12 protein-coding genes and 1 tRNA gene are annotated in these 15957 nt (G+C 52.2%); 7 read left to right on the top strand and 6 right to left on the bottom strand.

Going from position 1 to position 15957, the window contains the following annotated elements; genetic code table 11:
- Nucleotides 1–98: 98 nt before the first annotated feature.
- A complete protein-coding gene (locus tag AD948_RS12050) occupies nt 99–2840 on the bottom strand; it encodes a TonB-dependent receptor domain-containing protein (RefSeq protein ID WP_082782433.1) in 2742 nt (913 codons plus the stop codon).
- Between the two features lie 616 nt (nt 2841–3456).
- Here AD948_RS12050 and AD948_RS12045 point away from each other — a divergent pair.
- Complete coding sequence (locus AD948_RS12045) at nt 3457–5607, top strand: M3 family metallopeptidase (RefSeq protein WP_061472185.1); 2151 nt, start codon at nt 3457–3459, stop codon at nt 5605–5607.
- Nucleotides 5608–6394: 787 nt separating this feature from the next.
- On the opposite strand, the gene AD948_RS12035 is transcribed toward AD948_RS12045, so the two are convergent.
- Nucleotides 6395–7762: an Nramp family divalent metal transporter gene (locus tag AD948_RS12035; RefSeq protein ID WP_061472183.1), complete on the bottom strand. Its 1368-nt coding sequence runs from the start codon at nt 7760–7762 to the stop codon at nt 6395–6397.
- A gap of 212 nt (nt 7763–7974) precedes the next feature.
- On the opposite strand from AD948_RS12035, the gene mntR reads away from it, so the two are divergent.
- From mntR to AD948_RS12020, 3 genes are all read left to right on the top strand, one after another.
- Nucleotides 7975–8448, top strand: a complete 474-nt coding sequence (gene mntR, locus AD948_RS12030; protein ID WP_061472182.1) for a manganese-binding transcriptional regulator MntR — start codon at nt 7975–7977, stop codon at nt 8446–8448.
- Nucleotides 8449–8912: 464 nt separating this feature from the next.
- Nucleotides 8913–8988: transfer RNA gene (locus AD948_RS12025), tRNA-Glu, on the top strand.
- A gap of 143 nt (nt 8989–9131) precedes the next feature.
- Entirely contained in the window at nt 9132–10241 is a 1110-nt protein-coding gene (locus AD948_RS12020) for an integrase (protein WP_061472181.1), read from the top strand.
- 8 nt (nt 10242–10249) lie between these two features.
- Here the strand turns inward: AD948_RS12020 and AD948_RS12015 are convergent, their stop codons facing one another.
- From AD948_RS12015 to AD948_RS12000, 4 genes are all read right to left on the bottom strand, one after another.
- A complete protein-coding gene (locus AD948_RS12015; protein ID WP_061472180.1) occupies nt 10250–10591 on the bottom strand; it encodes a MerR family transcriptional regulator in 342 nt (113 codons plus the stop codon).
- A gap of 340 nt (nt 10592–10931) precedes the next feature.
- Nucleotides 10932–11567, bottom strand: a complete 636-nt coding sequence (locus AD948_RS12010) for a hypothetical protein (protein ID WP_061472179.1) — start codon at nt 11565–11567, stop codon at nt 10932–10934.
- Nucleotides 11568–11653: 86 nt separating this feature from the next.
- Nucleotides 11654–11872, bottom strand: a complete 219-nt coding sequence (locus AD948_RS12005; protein WP_061472178.1) for a hypothetical protein — start codon at nt 11870–11872, stop codon at nt 11654–11656.
- 264 nt (nt 11873–12136) lie between these two features.
- Nucleotides 12137–13060, bottom strand: a complete 924-nt coding sequence (locus AD948_RS12000) for a helicase-related protein (RefSeq protein ID WP_156479019.1) — start codon at nt 13058–13060, stop codon at nt 12137–12139.
- Between the two features lie 794 nt (nt 13061–13854).
- Between AD948_RS12000 and AD948_RS11995 the strand changes: the two genes are divergently transcribed.
- The 3 genes from AD948_RS11995 to AD948_RS11985 all read left to right on the top strand — a co-directional run bounded on the left by AD948_RS11995 (nt 13855) and on the right by AD948_RS11985 (nt 15828).
- Nucleotides 13855–14220 carry a hypothetical protein gene (locus AD948_RS11995; RefSeq protein ID WP_061472176.1) on the top strand — a complete coding sequence of 122 codons (366 nt, stop codon included), beginning with the start codon at nt 13855–13857 and terminating at the stop codon, nt 14218–14220.
- 193 nt (nt 14221–14413) lie between these two features.
- Nucleotides 14414–15187 (top strand): hypothetical protein, encoded by a 774-nt coding sequence (locus tag AD948_RS11990; RefSeq protein ID WP_061472175.1) that lies wholly within the window; start codon nt 14414–14416, stop codon nt 15185–15187.
- Nucleotides 15184–15828: a hypothetical protein gene (locus AD948_RS11985; protein WP_061472174.1), complete on the top strand. Its 645-nt coding sequence runs from the start codon at nt 15184–15186 to the stop codon at nt 15826–15828. Before AD948_RS11990 ends, AD948_RS11985 begins: the two co-directional genes overlap by 4 nt.
- Nucleotides 15829–15957: the final 129 nt, after the last annotated feature.

Here is a 15957-nt window from a genome sequence, read left to right as displayed (position 1 = left end):
TATCCTGTGTGATCAAAATTCTCGATCACACAAAAAGATATTTTAAAATCACAATAAAAAACCTAAACCTCCCGGCTTTTCAGCCGGGAGGTCATAGGTCAGAAATTCATGCCTGCCTGCAAAAGAAAGGTGCGGCCTGCATACCAACCACCATAAGTGGAGTCATTACTGTTACTTGACGTATTAACAAGGAACGGAGGCTGCTTGTCCGTCAGGTTCTGAATCTCGAACTGGAAGTTCCAACGCTTCAGGTTGTAGTTGAATGTCAGATCCTGCAACACCATTGAGGGTGTGCTGACACGACCGTAACCATCAGCCTTATGAATGGTATAGGTGCCGTCATTCCAGTGCATGCCGCTGATATACTGCATCATGTACGTTACACTGAAGTTGTTATGGTGCCAGCTCAATGTTGCGTAGTCACGTACTGTTGGGTTGGAAGTGCCCTGAGACTGATAAGTAATGGACCCAAGATAGTTATAATGGGGGCCACCAGGTGTCATCTGCTGCTTAAAGCTTACAAGGCGCTGGAAATTATTCTCAACCATAAACCAGTCGGCCTCTGAAACCCGGAAGCGATAGCTCAGGTCCCAATCCACACCGCTGGTCGTCATGCTACCCAAGTTAGCATTCAATGCAGAAACCGTATTGATCTGACCGTTGGACAAACGAGTAATATTATTACACATGCTGGGGTCACTACCCGTGTAGCAGCTATCAAGCACATACTGTGTGCTCAGTGCGCTAATGGTATGAGACACATTGTAATGCCAGAAAGATGCACTGGTGCTCAAACCCGGGATCCAATGTGGCGTAAAGGTTGCACCAAATGTGTAGGTACGGCCAGTTTCAGGCTGGAGCTTGGAGTTGCCACCATTGAGAGTCGGCACCTGACCTGAGCCAGACTGCTGGAAAGTAGATGGGTTAATGCCCCTCTTCATGCAGTTTGCCATAACAGCAGCCTGACGACCACCGTAAGTGGTGATCTGCGACATATCGCACGGATCATTTGCGCCGTTATAGCTCATGAGCGTGCCGCCATACAGCTCAGACACACTTGGCTGACGGAAGGACGTACCCAATGTACCGCGGAAAGCAACATCACGCACTGGCGCCCAGTTTATACCGGCTTTCCAGTTATAGGTGCTGCCAAAGGTATTGTAGCTGGAATAACGGCCCTGACCATCAACAGAAAGGTTTTTGGCAAATGGCACGTTGTGCAATAGGGTCAGGTTACCTTCAAGGTACGCTTCTGACACGTTAAAACCGCCGCCTGTTGGCAGGACAGTATTGGTTAGAGAGCCACCCGACGCAATAAGCGGGTCCGGATGGTAGCTCATTTGCTCGCCACGATGTTCCATACCAAGAGCGATACCAAGATCACCACCGCCCTTATAAGGCATTTTCACAACGTGATCGTTATGAATGCGTGCGTTAAAATCACGCATGGTGTACTGTGAGTGATCGTGTTCCGTGTAGTTGGCGTATTTTGCTGCTTCTGGAGACAGCGCTGCCAATGCGCTTGACTGCACGCAACCAGCATAACCAACGCATGAATTCGGGTTATACATCAGGTCCGAGCCGGAATCACCAGGGGTTACGGCATCAAGGCCCCATTCGCGCAGCAGTTTAGAGTAGTCACCCACACCAGAGGTCTGAAAGCTGGACATGGTGGAACCAAAGGTAAAGGACGCATCATACATCCAGTTCGCAATGATCTCTCCACTGGCACCGACTTTGGCGGTCAGACTGTCCACAGCCGTTTCGGTTTTACGGTTACCAAACTCAGCCATACGGCGGTACATCTGGAGTTCTTCACCAGACGTGTTTCCAGGATAATTTTCTGGGATCCAAATAGCACTTGGCAACGTAGAAGGCGCCACACTACCCATTGCAGGCATAGGGGCCATCTGGGTCCAAGAGGTTTTGTGGCTGTACATAACGTTAGAGTACAGCGTGAAGTGCTTGTTGAAGTCATAATGGGCATCACCCATCAGGCTTCCGTTCTGCGTATTATTCAGCAGAGACGTGTCTTTGTTGTAATTGTAACGGTTAGCCGCGCTATACGGCACCAAACCACCTTGGTTGTTGCTGTTCCACGTATCGCTACCAAAGTAAGTACCACGAGTTGAAATGATAGACCCGTAGCTGACACTGGCAGGATCGGCTGGATCGTTTGACTGCGGATTACGGGACCAAGCGCGATCTTTCATCATCACGCCACCTTGGGTGTCGTACTGCCCCATAATGGTGATGTTGCCGCGGTCATGGTCAAAATTCCAGCCTTTGTAACCAGAAATCAGACCTGTACGATTATCGCCGCGCTGCGTGATGTTGCCACGCACGTTAATGCCGCCGGTGTTGATATTATGGCGCATCTTGATGTTAATAACGCCAGAAACAGCGTCAGCACCATACAATTCAGAACCACCATCTTTCAGGATCTCAATAGACTGAATCGCCATAACAGGAATGGTGTTCATGTCTACGCAGGAGCCGCCGCTCATGCCGGTCTGAGTTACGCGCTTACCATCAATCAGGACCAAAACACGACTGCTGCCAAGGTTGCGCAAATCTGTACAAGACACCCCATCGCCACCGTTGGTATCCGCATTGCCTAGACCGCTGGAACCAATGGAAGGCATCCGCTGCAAGAAGTCCCCTACGTTCGTGATACCAGTCTGCTGAATATCTTTTGAACTGATAATCTGCACGGGATTAGGGCTAGTATTACGCCCCTGCCGCAGGAAAGAACCTGTAACCGTTACAGCTTCAGTACCGCCCGCTGCGCTATCTGCAGTACGAGCCTGCTGGATTGTTTTAGAAGAAGAGGGGACCACCTTTGACGGGGCTACTTTCTTCGCAGTCAATTTTTTAGGTGTAGAAGCCGACGTTGCTGTGCTGTCAGACTGAGCAGTAGCAGTCGTAGCCGCATTCACTGCACTGGGCAAACCAGCTACCAGAACGGGCAAAACGTAGAGCAAAGAGAAGGAAAGCGAACTCCCCTTCTTCCTACGATGTCCATGTATCATTCAAAACAGTCCCGAAACTTAAAGGTTAAATGCTTTTTAAAAAGCGGTGCCCCTATTAAGAGGCAATTTCCCAATCGGTCGATCCCAAAATTCCGGGTGTGCAATATTTTGCTCAAGAAATGCTGCATTTTTGACACAGTTTTCGTCATCGCAATGCATAGCTATAGGGAATTCATGCACTCTATTCATGTCTCGAGAAGCATCTAACGCTCGAAATAGAGTGTGCAGAGCGTCTTTATTCAATTTTTCTGCTTTTTGCGAGGCCCAAAAGGCCTGATTCTCTCCGTTCTTTTATCCTGTATCATAAAAGACACAGGGCTGCCTTGACACCCTTGTTTCTGCCCCATAACTCGGAGGAAGCATGCCTTGGAATGACTGACGTTATACCGGATTGACCAAGGGTCCGGGCCTCAAGGAGAACAGTATGATCCGCCGTTCCTGGCTGTCCGCCATGACAGCCGCCACCTGCCTGACAGGCTGGACTTTCACTGCGAATGCCGCCCCCCTACCGGCCTCAAATCCGTTCGCGGCAGAAAGCACCCTCCCCTACCACGCCCCTCCCTTTAATCTGATCAAGGATTCAGATTACCAACCCGCGTTTGAACAGGGCATGGTGGTGCAGGCGGAAGAAATAAACCGCATCGCCAACAACCCGGAAGCCGCAAGCTTTGAAAACACCATTGCCGCCATGGAGCGCTCCGGGCGGTTGCTTGACCGGGTGAATGAAGCCTTTAGCGGCGTGTACTCCGCCAACACGAATCCGACTCTGGACAAAGTGCAGGAAATCATTGGGCCCAAGCTCTCTGCGCATGAGGACAGTATTTACCTCAACCCCAAACTGTTCGCCCGCGTACAATATCTGCACGCACGGCAGGACGCGCTGGGCCTGAATGCCGAACAAAAGCAGGTGCTGGATGTCTATTATCAGGCCTTCATCCACGCAGGTGCTCAGCTTTCTGATGCAGACAAAGCCAAACTGCGCGATCTGAACACCCGGCTTTCCAAGCTGGAAACACTCTTCCAGCAAAAGCTTCTGGCAGCCACAAAAGCCGCCGCTCTGGTTGTTTCAGACAAAGCCAAACTGGCAGGGCTTGATGATGCTGCCCTGACCAATGCCCTGAACGCCGCCAAAGACCGCAAGCTAACGGACAAATGGCTCCTGCCCTTACAGAACACCACGCAGCAACCTCAACTGGCAGCGCTGACAGACCGGGAAACGCGTCAGGCGCTGTTCGAGCAATCCTGGAACCGTGCAGAAAAGGGTGGGGAGAACGACACCCGTGAAACCATTGCCACTTTGGAGCAACTGCGCGCGCAAAAGGCGGCTCTGTTCGGCTACCCGAATTACGCCAGCTATGTTCTTTTTGACCAGATGGCCAAAACGCCAGAAGCCGTTCACAGCTTCATTTCACAAATCGTTCCTGCCCTTGCCACAGAGCAAAAACGGGAAGTCCGTGACCTACAAAGCTTGATAGAGCGAAGCACCCCCAAGGGCAGCACGTCTTTCCAGCTCAAGCCCTGGGACTGGTCTTACTATGCAGACCAGCTCCGCAAGGAAAAGTTCAACTTTGATGAAAATCAGGTCAAACCATATTTTCAACTGAATACTGTACTTCAGGATGGTGTTTTCTTTGCCGCCAACCGTCTATACGGTATTACTTTCAAACGCCGCACGGATATTCCCGTCTATAATCCCGATGTGATGGTTTTTGAAGTTTTTGACAAAGATGGTTCGGCACTGGGGCTGATCTATTTTGATTACTTCCAGCGTGACAATAAAAATGGCGGCGCCTGGATGTCCAACTTTGTTGGCCAGTCCACTCTGCTGGGCACAAAGCCGGTTGTCTATAACGTCGCCAACTTTGCCAAACCAGCCACAGGCCAGCCTGCCCTCATCTCGTTTGATGATGTCACAACCATGTTTCATGAATTCGGGCATGCGCTGCATGGGCTGTTTGCCAGCCAGACCTACCCGATTGTTTCGGGCACATCCGTGGCACGAGACTTTGTGGAATTCCCCTCCCAGTTCAATGAACACTGGGCGCTAGATGCCACAGTGCTGAATCACTACGCCCGCCATTACAAGACAGGGGCAGCCATGCCCGCCACCCTCGTTACGCAGTTAAAAAAGGCTGCAAAATTCAATCAGGGTTACAAATTTGGTGAAGTTGTGAGCGCAGCGGAACTGGATATGGACTGGCACAGCCTAAGCGCTTCAGCACCCAAACAGGATGTGGATACGTTTGAAAAAACAGCCCTTGCCAAAATGGGTCTTGATACAGAAAACGTTCCTCCCCGTTACCGCTCCAGCTACTTCCTGCATATCTGGGCTAACGGTTATTCCGCAGGCTATTACGCCTATCTGTGGACAGAGATGCTGGATGACGACACATTCGCATGGTTTGAAAAGCACGGTGGTCTGACACGCCAGAACGGTCAACGCTTCCGTGACATGATCCTCTCTCGTGGCCATACGCAGGACTACGGCCCCATGTTCCGCGCTTTCTATGGCAAAGATCCAGATATTGGCCCCATGCTGGCCTCTCGCGGTCTGGCTGACGACACCCAAAAATAGTTCAGGCACACAAAGGCGGTCATTGCAACTCCGGTTGCAAGACCGCCCTTCCTGTATAAGGACCATAGCAAAATCGGATCTGGCCTAGCGTCATATCGCATTGCTCATAAAGGCCTGATTGCACTTTTATCAGACTTCGCCCTGTGTACGGAGCCTGACAAAAAGAAACAGCCCCAAGGCTGATCTTGCAAACACGAAATACACCTGACTGTTTTATCACTGCCTGCCCAGAATAGGGTTGTTGGCAGAAAACAGGCTGCCCCAGAGAAAAGTGGCACGTCCGTATAGGGACGTTACGCAAAATATCTTCGGCATAAGCGGGTATCCTGGCACCCATTATCAAAAGCAAATGTGCGAGCAACAAAAAGTCCCACGGGTTCCAACGTAACAAGATGCTGTTCATTCCCCAGCATACTCTGCTCTTTCGGCCGAAACAGGTCTTTCCCCAAACAACCATCCGTCAGGCTCCCGTAAAAAACCAGCCTCATCATAAGCTGCCTGACTATCCTGCTCCGCGCCCGACAAAGAGCAAACGGTAGGTGTGTCACCAGTTCAGAAGCAAAAAGCGGGGCGCTCCTGATCACCGTCTCTACATCTGGGTTCTCATGACCGACACCCTACCGATCACCCAGACACACAACAAAAACGCGTGGCCTACGCCTGAGCTACTGATGAAGCCACCAGAATATCTGTCAAAGAAGCCCCAATTAAAAAATAGCAGCCACTACGGTTTCTGATGGACGCAACACAGCCCCCTTTGCAGAAGAAACCCAAAAGGATGGCGCACCTAGGAAATCGTGTCGTACAGCAGCTTGAAGTTAAGAAGCAAGATAAGCGATGCAACAACCCAAGAGAGAACGGCACTTTTACGAGAGATAACAAACTCCCCCATTTTTCTCCGGTCAGAAACGAACATGACCAGCGGAATAACCGCAAATGGCAGTTGCATGGACAGAATAACCTGACTGAGCAGCAGCAGTTCTCCTACCCCCTTGCTACCGTACAGAGCTGTCACCACAATCACCGGAACAATCGCCAGCCCCCGCGTCAATAAACGGCGCGCCCAATGCGGAATATGCAGGCGTAGAAAGCCTTCCATAATGATCTGGCCAGCCAATGTGCCGGTTATGGTGGAGTTGGTCCCTGCGGCAAGAAGAGCGACTGCAAAAAGGGTAGACGCAATACCAAGCCCCAGAATGGGTGAAAGAAGCCGATAGGCATCCTCAATTTCCGCAACATCCTGATGGCCAGTCGTATGAAAGGCAGCGGCAGCGACAATCAGTATTGAAGCGTTAATAAAAAGGGCAAGCATCAGCGCTATGGTGCTGTCCCATGTTGCCCAGCGAATGGCCTCACGCCGCCCGGAAGATGTACGTTCGAACGCACGCGTCTGCACAATGGAGGAATGGAGGTAAAGATTATGGGGCATAACTGTCGCCCCAATAATACCAATAGCAATATAAAGCATTCGGCTATTGGTCACGATCTGCAAAGACGGCAGAAACCCCTTCATTATTCCCGCCAATGGTGGAGCCGCCGCCACAACCTGCACCGCAAAGCAGATGGCAATAATGCTCAAAAGTCCGATGATAAAGGCTTCCAGATAGCGAAAGCCACGGTTCATCAGAAACAGGACAATAAAGGCATCCAGCACAGAAATAACGGCACCACCCACCAAGGGAATACCAAAAAGCAATTGCAGGGCCACAGCCGTACCAATGACCTCTGCCAGATCACACGCAATGATCGCCAGTTCACATGCCAGCCACAAGACAATATTCAGGCCGGGTGGAAAATGGTCGCGGCAGGCTTGCGCCAGATCACGGCCCGTCGCAATCCCCAACCGTGCAGATAGAGCCTGAAGCAGAATAGCCATCAGGTTGGACAGCATGATCACAGCCAGCAGCGTGTAGCCAAACTGCGCGCCACCTTGCAGATCTGTCGCCCAGTTTCCCGGATCCATATACCCGACGGAAACCATATAACCCGGCCCCACGAATGCCAGAAAACGCCGGAACCAGGACGCATTTTCCCCCGGCAGCCGCACACTGGCAAAAACTTCAGGCAGGCTACTGCTATCGGCTTCAGTAGGCCTGGCAAAACGCCAGCCAGATTTTTCTGAAGCAGCACAATTGGGAGGAGAGGAGTTAGACATAATGACAGACTAGAGCTTAACTCGCCATGATATGCAATATGCTATATTAAAAAGTATTGGCAAAGCACCATCAAAATGACGTCACATCTCCTTCAGCTTGATATTCCATGCGTGATAAATTATTCTCTCGGGAATAATGATGGACAGGCTGTCTCTCCACGTTCTCCGGCGTCCGTCCTCCACAGACTAAGATCAATAGGTCGCAACACGGTATGCATTCATTCGATATTCTCCCCGATGCAGAAACACATTCGGAAGGATTTCGCGCCAACCGCGCAGCAAGGCAGAATGTTCTGGTAGAAGACTACGTGGAACTGATTGCCGACCTTCTGGATGAAGGCCAGGAAGCACGGCAGGTCGATCTAGCTGAACGTCTTGGTGTTTCCCAACCAACAGTCGCCAAAATGCTCACTCGCCTTACAGATGAAGGGTTTGTCGCCCGTAAGCCATACCGAGGCATCTTTCTCACGCCTACCGGCCGAAAACTAGCGGAAGAAGTCCGCAACCGTCATCGTATTGTTGAAGCATTCCTCCTCGCACTTGGTGTAAGTCCTGAAAACGCACGCATTGATGCAGAAGGCTTGGAACATTATGTGGGAGCAGAAACTCTTGCTGCATTCCAGACAGCCATTAACGCGGATCTTAGCCAGTTCATGACAAACGCCCGAAACAAGGGACCATTATAAAAACGCCCCCTTTCTCTGCTTACGTAAGCGATCCCCACTCAACCAAACAAAACATCTTTCCATCCCCAAAAGACCATCTCCTGCACCTCCCTCTTACAATACCAGCAAGTTACATTTTCATTATGTCGTATCATCCAGGCGTGATGAACAACAGCGTCAGCCGCCGCAAATTGGTCGACATGCCTCGGACCACAGTATGACCGATCTTCTGTTCAGAAAAAGTATTGTAGACCTTCCGAAATCATCAGAAAAATTTTCATCCTTATTTATTTTAAATAATAATTCAAATTCACAACAATATAACGCTTATTATTTACATATAATCATATCCCCCTAAATATACATAATATTACTCCCCATCACCGTCTCAGAACCATCACCTCTCCTATTTCTGACAAAAACCACACAAGACGGCTTGACGACCGTTTCAAACATCTCTAGATCAAAGCCCAACGCAGCCTCCAGTCCCGTTCGTCTAGAGGCCTAGGACACCGCCCTTTCACGGCGGCAACACGGGTTCGAATCCCGTACGGGACGCCAATCTTTCCAATGATTTAGAGTTTTGGTCACGGAATGATTGACTGCTTTTGGGCCCACCTCGGGCCCATCGCCAAAAAAGACGATAAGCACATGGTCCCAATGGGCCCATGAAAAGGCTATGCTGGGCCCAGGCGAGGCTCACCATGAAAGATCGAATCACTTCTGCCAAAATTGATCCGGCGACAGGCCGTCCGCTCCCCGCCGGAGTTGAATATCGCGGCAAGGGCCAGTATCGGGCCCGCAAGCGCATCGCAGGCGGAGAGCGGATCCATCAGACCTTCGGCTCGGCCAAACTGGCCCGGCGCTGGCTGGACGCGACGTCCGCCAAACTGGAACTCGGACAGTTTGAGGACACGCGACCGCTGGAACGTCAGACTGTCCGCGAACTGGTCGACCGTTATGTGCGCGAAGAGATGCAGACCCGGGAGAATGATCGCAAAGGTCACATCCCCGCTATCCTTCAGGACGAGATCGCGCAGCTTGCATTGGTCGATCTGACCTCCACAGCAGTCCGGGGGTTCCGGGATCGGATGGCTGAGAAATACAGCGCTGCAACGGTGGTCAAACGTCTCAACCTGCTCGCTGCGATCTGCCAGCATGCGATCGCAGAGTGGGACCTGCCCTTTTCAAAAAATCCGGCTGCCGCAACGGCGGTCAAGCGACCCGCTGGCGCAGACAAGAAACGCAACCGCCGTCTCATTGGCGATGAATACGACCGCCTTCTGGAAGCCATGGCAACATCGCCCTGGCCTGATGATGTAACCTTCGTCCAGTTTGCCATTGAACAAGGTACCCGACGGGAGGAAACCCTGACACTCCGCTGGCGTGACATTGACTTTGATCGTCATGCCTTGTCCTTGGGAAAAACGAAGACCATGCACCGCGCCATTGAACGTGGTCCGGAAATCCGCCCGCTAACCCCCGGTGCGGCCCGCCTGCTGCGGGCCCTTCAGGCACAACGCAAATTCAGTCGCCCCGGAGATCTCGTCTTTGATATTGGCAGCAAGGACGCGTTCTCCGTCCGGTTCGGGCGGATGACAAAGAAAGCAGGCCTCAGGGACCTTACCTTCCATGACCTTCGACATGAGGCGACAAGCCGCCTCGCACGGATTTACACCAACCTACTCGAACTTCGTCGCGTGACAGGTCACAAGGATATCAAATCCCTGGACAGGTACTATCAACCCCACACGGAAGATCTGGCCGCAAAAGCCATCGCATATGAGAAACATAACTTTTCCGATAAAGAATAGCGTTTCCGTCAGGCTGTCAGAAATGACAGCCTGATCAGAGCCAGAAGAAGGAGTGCTACAATCACAATCCAGAAGCTGAGATCCAAACTGAGGACCAGACTCTCCCCGCGACCCCGCCGCTTTTTCCGGAGTTGCTTTCTCTCAGTTTCCAGAATCTTCCGTTCAATAAAATCATCAAGCGCCGCCACCGGAAAACACCGTACCCGACCAATTTTCACCGACTGAATTCCCAGATTTTCATGCTGGTTCCGTAGCGTCCCTTCTGCAAGACCAACATACGCCGCTGCGGCAGAGTAACGCAGCAGACCACGAAACTCTCTTGCCGGAACTGTGCTTTTATCCGACGACATAGTACATCCCGTCCTGTTTTGAAGATATGGTCAGAGATATGCGCTGGCAGAGCGCACCTCCCAGATTCCATTTATCTATTCTTGTATTGAACATTCCCTCAGCCTCCACGATGAGAAACTGGCTTCAACCGATGGCTGGAGCCTGAACATCGAATCAACCACCACTTCCACTGGTCTGTTCAGGGTATGAGACCTTCCTGAAACAGCAAGACGGTTTTTTCGCAATTTCTGACACCGTTTGGCTCCACTCCGGATACCAAACCCGATGTCGTGCGCTACCATTCCTGGCGCGGGGACTCCGGTTCCGGTCATCCCACGCCTCAGACATCGATCCTTGTCCTTAGAGCGGCATCTCACAGTCACGCCCATCGTCAGCGATCCGGCCCACCAGGGACTGACAAAGCGCCTTCAGGTCTTCCGGACGCGCAAGCAGGTCGAGAAAGATACAGACCGGAGTGATTCCGACACGGCGGTAGAAGGCTTCCCGTCTCTCGAACCGCTCCAGCCCCCGCAACTCGTGGCCGTTCCGGGTAATGCGGTTGGATCCACAAGAAGCGATAACCTCGATAAAGCAGGCAGCACTTCTCCTGCGCAATGTCAGGTCCGCCTTCTCCGCCCCAAGGTCAGCCATGATCGGCTGATGGAGATCGATTTCCATATCGTCGTGCTTCAAAGACTCAAGGATCTGGTAAACGACACGTTCGGGAAGGGATTCCAGTGTCTTGCCGTTGGACGCGATCTTCCCTGTCGGCGGCAGATCAGGCCAGCGAGCCCTTGCCTGGGCATCGACGCGGGCCCAGTCCCGCTGGCCGGATTCTCCAATGAAGACCAAATGTTGGCCGGCCGGGCCGACATACCGGCAGATGGCCTCGCTCGGTGGAGCGCCGAGCGCACGGGCGAGATCCCGATAGGTGATGAGATCAGCTTCGGTGGGGTAAAAACGGGACGGCATAGCGTCGTCTGAAGAGCGAAACATTCTTTATTTTCCCAATGAAACGAGAACAGGCGTGATTTGAGCGCGCCTGTTAATGGAAGAAAGGGATATGAGTGAGGAGGAGTGCGTCAGTCGCAGCCGGAGCCTTCGCCATCCAGAATCTTGCTGGTCACGCACCGGACCTTGCGTCCGATCATGCGGGTCAGGATAACGACGCCTTCCAGGATGCGGTCGTCCGTGTTGCCGGCAAGGGACTGACTGATGGCAAAGTCGAGCAACCGGTGCAGTGCTACAAGCTGCATAAGATCCGCCTCTACAGCGGAAGAAGTAGTTGTATGATCAGACATTGATGTTCTCGTTTACAAGTATTGCGGGAGGAGGAACCCACACGCCAAAAACCGATACCAGATCGGAAAAGAACAAAATCCTTTGGGGAATTTAGGGTGTGAGACCTCAAAGTCCCGGAAAAACCATGATCAGATCACACAATAAAAACAGACCAAGAAATACTACACCGTTAACCGTACCAGAGCTCACAAGACTCGTTTCTGAAAAATACCTTCTTAATCCGTTATAGATTCGAACTGATCGTGCCGACCTGAAAAGCGTTACTATTTTTTGGAGCGAGGGACTACCCGCTTCCGCATTGCCGCGAACTGGGCGTTCTTTGCAACTTCCGCCCGCAGGGCTTCAGACATCAGGGCGGCGATCACACGGTTTCGTACACTGGCATCCGTCCCCTCGATACGCCTGCCGGCAATCCCAGCCTTTTCGTCGAGGATCGTGTTGATGTTGGCAAGTTTTTCAATCAGCACCTTGGCCACATACTCATCCAGATTCTGCCTGTCCGGCATATGCGCCAGCAGAGTGATGATGTGATAGCCTTTCGCCGTCTGACCTGCCCGGTGTCCGCGATCCTCGGCCTGATGCATCGTTGCCGGCACCCAGTCCAGTTCGACAAACACACAAGTATCAGCACGATGTCGGGTCAGAGCCTCACCCGCTGCATTGATCGAACCCAGAAAGATCTCGACTTCCCCTTTCTGAAACACTCGTTCCGCTTCCGCGCGCTCACGATCGGGCGTCTCGCCATGGGCCGTCACAACGGATCGGCCGCGCCTGCGAAGCTGTTTTTCCAGTTCCGCAATCACGCCACGATGATGCGCGAAGACTAGACATGCCCCTTTCGCCTCGACCACGTCATCAATCAGATCCACCGTGGCCGGATTGGCAATCTTGGCAAGACCCAGCCATTTGCGAGCAGATGAGAGGAGACCCATGATGGCCTTTGCAATACCGCCGGATGTAGCGCCCCTCGCAATCGCCTGCCCAAGGGTCTGAGCGATCTGAGCCATAACCTCGTCATAGCGCCACAGGGCTTCCCCTTGTGGTGCGATCTCCATCCATTGCCGGATCTTGTCCGGCAGATCGAGCACATCAGCCTTGAGCCGTCTCACCATGATCGTTTTGAAGATTTCCGCTACCGCTGCATCCTGCGCGGCATTTCGGTCTAAACGTCGATGACCCTGGGCCAACGTTCCCGCGAGACGATCCCGGGCACCGGGAAGAATGGCCTCGATCAGGCTGGCACCTTCTCCCCCAAGCGTTGCGGGTTAGCACGAATCTGGTCACGTCGCATAACGATCTCGTGGTCGAACTATGCCGTTTCGCCCTGAGCACAAGCAGTTCGAATCACACCTGAGCAGGATCTGTGATTCCCACATTTCAGCCTGTGGATAAGTCTAATTTGAGGCAGATTTTAAGCGCTACCGCTGGGACGCCCCAAAAAGGGGGGGGTAGAAAACCGTCACTTTTTTTTTCCGGATTTGGTACATGAAATACAGGGCAAGTGCCTTTTTTGCCCCCGCTCGGTTGGGATGGTGTGTTGCGTGTTACGGTGCCGCATCGAAAAGGGAGCCGAATTTATTCGGCGATAGAGGAAAGAAGAAAAGAGAAAAAGCGTAGCGATTTCATATGCATCCGAAGGGTGCGTATGAAATTGCGGTAGCGTGCCTTCACACACCCCGAGAACAGGTTCCCATGTAAGGCTCTAAAAGTCTCTTTTATGTCTCTATTTTTTACTCTTATCGACCTTAATCGGCTTGACAGAATGTGATAGTCTCATCCCGTTTCATGTCTGTTCCTGACCAATGAAGCTTCCCATCATGAATGCGAAAAACAAAAAAGCCGTTATCAGACCAGCTGCTTCAGGCGGTGTTCCACGCAAACGGCGTCCTGTCGCTGAGGTGTTTCACGAGGCCGATCTTACCGTTGACCAGGGTTCTCTCATCCGATGGGTCCGACAGAATTTCGATGAACTCGACAGCCAATGGCAGAATGGCCGGGTCTGCTGCCCCTTTTTATGGAGGTCATCACCAATCTGGACCTGAAAGATTCCAGAGGGCACTCTCCCTCTCTAGGAAGTGTCAAAAAACTATGGCAGCGCGCAAAAGCCGAACGCCAAGCCGAGAAAAAATTCACGTCCGCTCTCGCAAAAAAGCAGCACTCCCAAACCGTGAAAAACAGACCGGGCCACCGTGCTGGAGAAGCCGAGCCTCAGGGTGAGCGTAAAGCATCCCCTCAGGCACCCTTAGCACCTGCTCCCCAGCCTTCTGCCGATATGGGAATCGACGACCTGTTCCGGACAATTGACCGCCATACACTGCCCATGCCAGGCCGTCAGAAAAAGCGCTAACAAAGACTACGAAATTTTAATACTTTATTTCATCTTCTGTCAGTCTATCACTGACTGTCACTCTCTCTCATCCTGTATCACTGACGATCACGATGCCTGACAGGGCCATCCTTCGGAGCGGGTTTCTCTCCGAATATTTCTATTGCTTTCAAAGACAGAGTTCATGCTGAACTGTCGACGAAAGGAAGCAAGCATGTCCTCACGCAAATCAGCGGCGCCCTCCGACAACGACAAACAGCAGCAGCCGCGTTTTCTTATGGGAAGCGGACGAGGTGGTTCCGGCAAAAGCCTTTGTCTCAGCTATATGATTGAACGGTGTCTTCAGCATAGTCGAAGACCGCTGATAGCTGATCTGGACCGAACGAACCGTACGCTAAGCCAGCTCTACCCCGAAGCCTTCACATGCGAGGAGGCTTCGGATTCCGCCGTCATGCACAGCTGCATTCAGTTCCTCGATAGTATGATTGCTGCACAGACAAGTGCCGTCATGGATATCGGTGGTGGCGACTTCATCGGTCTGAAAATACTGACAGAACTTTCAATCGTAGAATTGCTGCAAGCGAACAATTTTAAGGTTACATTCCTGTTTCCCGTAGGAAGCGACCCCGACTATCTGGCACCTGTCGCCCGTCTTTTAGACATGAACCTTCTTGATGGGGCTGATATCATTATGGCCCTTAACGGTGCTCTGGCAGATGAATCCTCAACAGGTATTGCTGGCTTTAAAAGCCTTGCAGACGCTCCTGAGATAAAAGCCATCCGGAAGATGGGCGGTCAGCTCGTGTTTGTGCCGAAACTGCCTGGGGCCAGAGTCCTGGCCGAACACCGGCTGACCTTATCACAGGCAGCGGCAGATCACCCTGCGGAGGATGGCTTCAGGCTGGGTGTGACACGATCTTTCCAGGTGAGACGCTGGTTGGCGGAGATGGATCACTCCTTCGGCCACATAGCAGACATTCTCCCATGAAGTTGCCCGCCGCCCTGCCGCCGTTGCGGCAGAAATCTGCCGAAGACCTCTTCGACGAGGCCTGTCGCGAAGCCAATCTCCCACCAAAGGATCCCTTGCATATCATTCTGCAGGAAGTGCGTGGTCAAGTTGCCACCCTTTCCGTGATGGTCCAGGCGACACGGGATCGCAATCAGTTGCTTGAAACAAGACTGGCCGTCGTTCTGGAGCAGGCCCGCAGACAGGACGAGTTGCGCGTCAATCGGAACAGGAGTGAGATAGAACGCCTCATCAGTCAGAGGATGACAGGTTTCTCGATCAGAGGCTTCTTCGGCAACTCAATGGGAGATGCCCTGTTTTCTTTTTTGTTGCTGTTGGCTGTAGCAGGTCTGGTTTTTGTCTTGGGCACACTCAGCGAACGCCAGCGCGGTCTGGTTCAGACCGCCTACGAGCATCCTCTTTTTCTGCGGGATATCAACGATATTGCAGTCGACGTCTCCCAGAACGAGCGGGACGTGAAAAACTGGGCCACCATATTGGAAATGTCGCGCGGACACACCCAGGATATGATGCGGGAATGCAGGGAAACCGCACAGGAAACAAAAGAAGGCGTCAGATGCACCGTGCATTTTACGCTCACACAACCAAAAGCACCCTCTTAAGGCTAGGGCCAATCGACATTCAGGATTTCCAAATAGGCTAATCGCTGCTTCATAGGTCTCCGTGTTGATGGGGGGAACGGGCGATGGGGATCAAGCGATACGAATTGAGCACAGCGCAGTGGGAGCAGA

It is taken from the genome of Acetobacter senegalensis (assembly GCF_001580995.1).
Taxonomy (GTDB): domain Bacteria; phylum Pseudomonadota; class Alphaproteobacteria; order Acetobacterales; family Acetobacteraceae; genus Acetobacter; species Acetobacter senegalensis.
This window is presented reverse-complemented; position numbering and strand designations above follow the sequence as displayed.

What these genes read in the sequence shown, in the direction of transcription:
- AD948_RS12045 (WP_061472185.1), top strand. Translation starts at nt 3,457, where the DNA reads ATGATCCGCCGTTCCTGGCTGTCCGCCATGACAGCCGCCACCTGCCTG.
- AD948_RS12035 (WP_061472183.1), bottom strand. Translation starts at nt 7,762, where the DNA reads ATGTCTAACTCCTCTCCTCCCAATTGTGCTGCTTCAGAAAAATCTGGC.
- mntR (WP_061472182.1), top strand. Translation starts at nt 7,975, where the DNA reads ATGCATTCATTCGATATTCTCCCCGATGCAGAAACACATTCGGAAGGA.
- AD948_RS12020 (WP_061472181.1), top strand. Translation starts at nt 9,132, where the DNA reads ATGAAAGATCGAATCACTTCTGCCAAAATTGATCCGGCGACAGGCCGT.
- AD948_RS12015 (WP_061472180.1), bottom strand. Translation starts at nt 10,591, where the DNA reads ATGTCGTCGGATAAAAGCACAGTTCCGGCAAGAGAGTTTCGTGGTCTG.
- AD948_RS12010 (WP_061472179.1), bottom strand. Translation starts at nt 11,567, where the DNA reads ATGTTTCGCTCTTCAGACGACGCTATGCCGTCCCGTTTTTACCCCACC.
- AD948_RS12005 (WP_061472178.1), bottom strand. Translation starts at nt 11,872, where the DNA reads ATGTCTGATCATACAACTACTTCTTCCGCTGTAGAGGCGGATCTTATG.
- AD948_RS11995 (WP_061472176.1), top strand. Translation starts at nt 13,855, where the DNA reads ATGGCAGAATGGCCGGGTCTGCTGCCCCTTTTTATGGAGGTCATCACC.
- AD948_RS11990 (WP_061472175.1), top strand. Translation starts at nt 14,414, where the DNA reads ATGTCCTCACGCAAATCAGCGGCGCCCTCCGACAACGACAAACAGCAG.
- AD948_RS11985 (WP_061472174.1), top strand. Translation starts at nt 15,184, where the DNA reads ATGAAGTTGCCCGCCGCCCTGCCGCCGTTGCGGCAGAAATCTGCCGAA.